5 protein-coding genes are annotated in these 6,000 nt (G+C 64.9%); 2 read left to right on the top strand and 3 right to left on the bottom strand.

The genetic code is table 11. From position 1 onward, the window contains the following. Positions 1-119 precede the first annotated feature (119 nt). The 3 genes from XH80_RS22030 to XH80_RS22020 form a co-directional block, all read right to left on the bottom strand. Positions 120-1,214 (bottom strand): HD-GYP domain-containing protein, encoded by a 1,095-nt coding sequence (locus XH80_RS22030; protein ID WP_271600374.1) that lies wholly within the window; start codon positions 1,212-1,214, stop codon positions 120-122. A 392-nt stretch (positions 1,215-1,606) separates the two neighbouring features. Continuing rightward, entirely contained in the window at positions 1,607-3,901 is a 2,295-nt protein-coding gene (locus XH80_RS22025; protein ID WP_271600373.1) for a xanthine dehydrogenase family protein molybdopterin-binding subunit, read from the bottom strand. Next, on the bottom strand, positions 3,898-4,389 hold the full coding sequence (locus XH80_RS22020; RefSeq protein ID WP_057754010.1) for a (2Fe-2S)-binding protein: 492 nt from the start codon (positions 4,387-4,389) through the stop codon (positions 3,898-3,900). The genes XH80_RS22025 and XH80_RS22020 overlap by 4 nt, the downstream gene beginning before the upstream one ends. A 422-nt stretch (positions 4,390-4,811) precedes the next feature. Here XH80_RS22020 and XH80_RS22015 point away from each other — a divergent pair, with 422 nt between their 5' ends. Together XH80_RS22015 and XH80_RS22010 are read left to right on the top strand one after the other, a co-directional pair. Then, positions 4,812-5,576, top strand: a complete 765-nt coding sequence (locus XH80_RS22015) for an alpha/beta fold hydrolase (protein ID WP_271600372.1) — start codon at positions 4,812-4,814, stop codon at positions 5,574-5,576. A gap of 23 nt (positions 5,577-5,599) precedes the next feature. Beyond that, on the top strand, positions 5,600-5,941 hold the full coding sequence (locus tag XH80_RS22010; protein ID WP_271600371.1) for a hypothetical protein: 342 nt from the start codon (positions 5,600-5,602) through the stop codon (positions 5,939-5,941). The last annotated feature ends 59 nt before the right edge of the window (positions 5,942-6,000 follow it).

Raw genomic sequence — 6,000 nt, 5'->3', positions numbered from 1 at the left:
AGCGGATTGCGCGAAGCGCAGACCGCTCGGCGTAACCCACCATGCTTCCGCGAATGCCGAACAAAGTTGGTGGATTACGCCTGCGGCTAATCCACCCTACGGCTGCTGAGAATGCAGCCTCAGAACGATCCCAGCGCCACCGGGCGGAACGCCTGCAAGAGCTGCTGATCCAGCTTGCCGCCCATGCCTTCCATCATCGTGAAGGCGCGTGCATGCGTGAACGGCATCCGGTAGGCGCGCTTCTCGACGAGCGCCGCGTAGATGTCGACGATCGTCGTCACGCGCACGATATCGCTGATCTGGTTCGACGACAGGCCGTTGGGATAGCCGCTGCCGTCGAGGAATTCGTGGTGATGCAGCACGACGTCAAGCATCTCCGGCGGGAAGCCGCCTTGGGCTGCGAGCGCGTCATAGCCGCGGCGGGGATGCTGGCGGACTTCGGCCATCTCCTCATCGGTGAGCTTGCCGGGCTTGTCGAGCAGGTGGGAGGGAACGAAGGCCTTGCCGACATCGTGCAGCAGCGCGGCGCGGGTCAGGCGACGCTGGTCGTCCTCGCGCATGCCCAGATGCTGGGCGAAGGACACCGCAAAGCCGGTGACGAACAGGCAGTGCCGGTAGCTGCCGACATGGTGGCAGCCGACAGTGGTGAGCCATTCGCGCAGCGAGGAGTGCTTGATCGCCTTCAGGATCTTGTTCTCGGCGGCGATGACGTCGTCGAAGGTCAGGGGCACGCCGAGCGGCAGCTTCTCGAACATCTTCTTCAGCACCGCATGCGCCGCCTCGACGCCGCGGTTGAGCGTCTTGCCGCGATCGGTCGCGTCATAGACGGCGGTGTCCGGGAAGGCGGCGCGGATGCGCTGCAGGATCGCCTCGGCCTGCAGCGGCCGCGAGATGGTGTCGGTGGCGCCCAGCGCCCAGGCCTGCATGGTGCCATGATGCAGCGCATCGGCTAGCACAAACAGCCGCGGCATCGAACGATAGGCCTCGCCGCGCAGCTTGTTGCGCACGCGCTGCACGCTATCGGGCGAGCGGAGGTTGATATCGACGACGAGGCCGGAGAGGTCGCGGGAGGGCTTCTCGGGAATCTCCTGCGTGGTCACCGTCGAGACCTCGCCGACCGCCTTCAGGATGCTGGCGAGCTCGGTGCTCGCATCGCTGCGGTCGGAGGCGAGCAGAAGCCGGCGTTTGGCGGCGGGTTTGGCTGGCGCGTTCATGGCTTCCCCAAAAGCACGGGAGTGTCTTCAGCATCAGCCTAAGCCGGATCAGGTTCTCCGGCTCTTAAGAGGCGTGCTCAACGGGACCTGCCGGAATTGCACGCAATTTTATGGACCGGGCTTCCCCCAAACGCGAAAACAACCCCATGCACAGTAGGAGGGCCGTTGATGAATAAGAGGAATTTCGAACGCTCTCATCCACTCCGCTGTCGTCGCCCGGCTTGTCCGGGCGACCCGGTACGCCGAGGCAGCGAGGCTGGAGCCGAGAAGCCGCGGCGTACTGGATGCCCCGCCTGCGCGGGGCACGACAGCGAGGGTGTGGAAACGGCTCCCAAAACAAATCCGCCGGAGGTGGGCCCTCCGGCGGATCATCTCGGCTCACGAGCAACAGCTTACGCCTTCATCGCCCCCTTCACGGCTTCCGCCGTGATCGGCAGCGCACGGACGCGGGCACCGGAGGCGTTGAAGATGGCGTTGCCGATGGCGGGCGCCACCACCGTCACCGCGGGCTCGCCGACGCCGGTGGCGTTCTCGCCATTGGCGATCACGGCGACCGCGACTTCGGGCATCTGGCTCATGCGCAAGGGTGTGTAGCCATCGAAATTGGTCTGCTCGATGCCACCGTCCTTCAGCGTCGCCTTCTCGTACATCGCCAGCGACAGGCCCCACAGCGCCGCACCCTCGACCTGGGCGCGGATGTTGTCGGGATGCACCTGGGTGCCGACGTCGGTTGCGACCGTGAGCTTCTTCACGGTCACTTCGCCCGAGGGCGCCACCGCAACATGCGCGACGCAGGCGGTCCAGCTTGCGGTCGCGCGCTCCTGCGACGACACGCAGGCGACGCCCATGCCTTCACCCTTCGGCAGCTTCTTGGTGCCGTAGCCGGCAAGGCCCATCGCGGCGAGCAGCGTGTTGCGCAGCCGCTGCGCGCCGCCGTCGTTCTTGCCGGCGCCGTCGAGCAGCGAGATGCGGAATTGCGCCGGATCCTTGCCGGTCGCAGCCGCGATCTCGTCGATCATGCTTTCGACCGCCCAGAAGGTCCAGCCCGGCGCCACCGAGCGGAGCTGGCCCGACGGGGTGGCGTTGTGTGCCATCTCGTTCTTGATTGCGCGCACATTGTGGTTCGGCACGGTGTAGAAGAAGTCCGAACCGTTCACCGTGAACGCGTCGAGCGGGCCCTTCTTGTCGACCGAGGGCGACAGGAAGTCGGGAATGCCCCAGCGCTGGGTCGGCCAGGCCGAGACCACGTCGTGGCTGAGCGCAATGAGCTTGCCGTCGCCGTCCACGCCGGCCTTTACTTTTTGATAGGTGAGCGGACGCGAGAAATCCATCGTCATGTCGTTCTCGCGCGTGTAGATCACCTTCACCGGCTTGCCCACGGCCTTCGCCGCCTGCACCGCCGGCACCATCATGTCGGCGTCCAGCCTGCGGCCGAAACCGCCGCCGAGCCACATCTGGTGCATCACCACGAACTTCGGATCGATCCCGGCAGCGCCCGCCGCGATCGCGCCGGAGCGCGTCGCGAACTGGTTGCCGGAATAGATGTGCAGGATGTCGCCCTTGAACTCTGCGGTGGCGTTCATCGGCTCCATCGGCGCGTGGATGTTGATGCTGGTGGTGTACTCCGCCTCCAGCACCTTGGCCGCCGAGCCGAGCGCGGCTGCGACGTCGCCGTCCTTGACGAAGAACTGGCCGGAATCGTCGAGCCCCTGAAGTCGCTTGGCTTCGTCAAGCAACGACTGGCTCGACAGCTTTGCATTCGGACCGCCGTCATAGCTGATCTTCAGCGCCGCCGCCGCCTTCTTGGCGTTGGCATAGGTGCTGGCGACCGCGACCACCCAGCCCGTCGTCGTCCGGGTCTTGTCGTCGAGGATGACGGCCTTGATGAAGCCCGGCACGGACTTCGCGGCGGAGTCGTCGACCGATTTCACCGTGGCGCCGTAGCGCACCGGTGGCGTGACGATCGCGCCATAGGCCATGCCCGGAATCATCACGTCGATGCCGTATTTGGCCGTGCCGTTGGTCTTGGAGGGGATGTCGATCTGCGGCACCGACACGCCGATCATGGTGTATTGATCAGGTGTCTTCAGCTTGATCGCCTTCAGCTCGTCGGGCGTGAAGGTCTTCGTTGCCTTGCCGCTCTTGACGATGTCGGCGAAGCTCATCGACTTCTTGGACTTCGGATGCGTGACCATGGAGTCGCGCACGACCAGCTCGTCCTTGAAGTAGGGCGGCAGGCCCATGGCGGCCGCAGCGCCCTCCTTCAGGGCGATGCGGCCGGCCGCGCCTGCGCGGCTCATCGCCTCGAAGTTCATCATGGTCGACCAGCTGCCGCCGGTGATCTGCGCACCGAGCACGGGGTCGTTGAACTTCGGATCGTTGGAGGCGAGGTTGACCCGCATGTCGCTCCACTTCGCACCTAACTCTTCGCAGACGATCTGCGCCATGGTGGAGGCGATGTGCTGGCCCATGTCGGCCTTGCCGCAGGTCACGGTGACCAAGCCATCCGGCGAGATCGAATACCAGACGCTCGGCTCGAAATTGGCGGGCGCCGCAGCGAGCGCTTCACCGATGCCGGGCACGCCGGCATAGCCGAGCACGAGACCGGTTGCGGCGGTGCCGACCAGGAAGGAGCGGCGGCTGAGATCCGATGTCTCTGGTGTGACGGTCTTCACGTGCTTGTTCATGTGGGCCTCCGCTCGTTGCCGGCGGCAGATGCAGTGCGCATCTCGGTGGCGGCGCGCATGATGGCCTTCTGGATCCGCGAATAGGTCATGCAACGGCAGAGATTGCCGTCCATATGCGCCACGACCTCTTCCTTGGTCGGATTGGAATTCTTCGCCAGCAGCGAAGCCGCCTGCATGATCTGCCCCGACTGGCAGTAACCGCATTGCGGCACCTGCTCGGCGATCCATGCCTTCTGCAAGGGATGATCGCCCTTGGCGGACAGCCCCTCGATGGTGGTGATCTTCTTGCCGGCGACATCGCCGACCATGGTCTGGCACGACCGCACGGCTTCGCCGTTGACGTGCACGGTGCAGGCACCGCACAGGCCGGCACCGCAGCCGAATTTCGTGCCGGTCATCTGCAATTGTTCGCGGATGGCCCAAAGGAGCGGCGTGTCGTTTGCCGCATCCACGGACATACTCCGCCCGTTGATCGTGAGCGTTGGCATAGGCGTCTTCCCCTGCCGGTGCATGAAGCCGCTTACGGCGGCAACTTGATTGACGGACGCCCACCGGGCTGGCCCCCGCCTTGCGCGCAAGAATGATCGCGTTCGGGTACAGAGGCAAATGCAATTTGGAATCGATCGAAACCAACCAGGCAGTCACGTGTTGTGCGTTGCGACAACGGCGCTGAAGTTAGCGGCTGGACGCAACAAGCGGCGCGCGAGGTGTACATGCATCGCGATCGCGACGGTTTCCGCGAAGTAACCTTGCGGGCTAGCGTGCAGAGAACGAGACAGTGTCGTAGGGTGGGCAAAGCGAAGCGTGCCCACCATCCGTTGCAATCGGAGACAGGTGGCGGGCACGGCGCAAGTGCGCCTTTGCCCTACGATTCCGGGCTCGCAGACAAGGACAACAAAGGGCCGAAACAATGCCAAGGATCGATCGGGACGGCGTCGGCATCTATTACGAGGTTCATGGCGACGGGCCGCCGCTGCTGCTCACCCATGGCTATTCCTCGACCTCGGCGATGTGGCATGGCCAGATCGAGGCGCTGGCGAAAGACCACAAGCTCGTGCTGTGGGACATGCGCGGTCACGGGCAGTCCGACTATCCTGACGATCCCAAAGCCTACAGCGAAGCGCTGACCGTCGGCGACATCGCGGCGATCCTCGACGTCGTCGGCGCCGAGCGCGCCATCATCGGCGGGTTGTCGCTCGGCGGCTACATGTCGCTTGCGTTCTATCGCGCCCATCCGACACGCACGCGCGCGCTGTTGATCATCGACACCGGTCCGGGCTTTAAGAAGGACGACGCGCGCGAGGCCTGGAATGCGCGGGCGCTCGCCACCGCCGACAAGCTCGACCAGGAAGGTCTCGCTGTGCTGAAAGCGGCAACCCGCGAACGCGCCACCGCCAGCCATCGCAATGCCAAGGGGCTGGTGCTGGCCGCGCGCGGCATGCTGACTCAGCGCGATGCCGCGGTGATGGAGCTGCTGCCCGACATCAAGGTGCCCTCACTGATCGTGGTCGGCGCCGATGACACGCCATTCCTGGCGGCGTCGGATTACATGGCGGCAAAAATCCCGGGCGCACAAAAGGTCGTGATCCCCGCGGCCGGACACGCCGTCAACATCGATCAGCCCAAGGCTTTTGTTGACGCCGTGCTGCCTTTCCTGAAGAACTTGCCGGCATAGACGGCGAGAGGAGAATGCGGGCGATGAAGCGGGTCATCTTGGCGGCGGGCGCAGCGCTTCTCATCATGGCAGCATCCGTGCAGGCCGAGCCGCTCGGCACCGTGCCGCTGCGGCGTCCCTTCGTCGACACATTGTCGAACAACACGCCCCTGGCGTTCGGGATGGACGCAGATCAGACCGCGCATGCGCTCGGACAGCCCCTGCACTACGTCAAGGGACGGCCCGGCAACGAGATCTATCTGGCGCTTCGCGATCTCGGTGGCAGCGGACTGGTGCCGTCCCGTCATCGCCTGTTCCTGCAATTCCGTCATGGACGGCTGGCAGGATGGAAAGAGGATTATGGCGACAACTGGATGTGGGAGTGAGGCGTATCCCTCCCGTCTCGGAGGCGGTAGCGAAGTCGGCCAAGCAAACGGTGCTGCAG

Source organism: Bradyrhizobium sp. CCBAU 45384, from assembly GCF_028128665.1.
GTDB classification, from domain to species: Bacteria; Pseudomonadota; Alphaproteobacteria; order Rhizobiales; family Xanthobacteraceae; genus Bradyrhizobium; species Bradyrhizobium manausense.
The sequence above is the reverse complement of the archived record's forward strand: the minus strand, read 5'-3'. Positions and strand labels throughout refer to the sequence as shown.

What these genes read in the sequence shown, in the direction of transcription:
- XH80_RS22020 (WP_057754010.1), bottom strand. Translation starts at nt 4,389, where the DNA reads ATGCCAACGCTCACGATCAACGGGCGGAGTATGTCCGTGGATGCGGCA.
- XH80_RS22025 (WP_271600373.1), bottom strand. Translation starts at nt 3,901, where the DNA reads ATGAACAAGCACGTGAAGACCGTCACACCAGAGACATCGGATCTCAGC.
- XH80_RS22030 (WP_271600374.1), bottom strand. Translation starts at nt 1,214, where the DNA reads ATGAACGCGCCAGCCAAACCCGCCGCCAAACGCCGGCTTCTGCTCGCC.
- XH80_RS22015 (WP_271600372.1), top strand. Translation starts at nt 4,812, where the DNA reads ATGCCAAGGATCGATCGGGACGGCGTCGGCATCTATTACGAGGTTCAT.
- XH80_RS22010 (WP_271600371.1), top strand. Translation starts at nt 5,600, where the DNA reads ATGAAGCGGGTCATCTTGGCGGCGGGCGCAGCGCTTCTCATCATGGCA.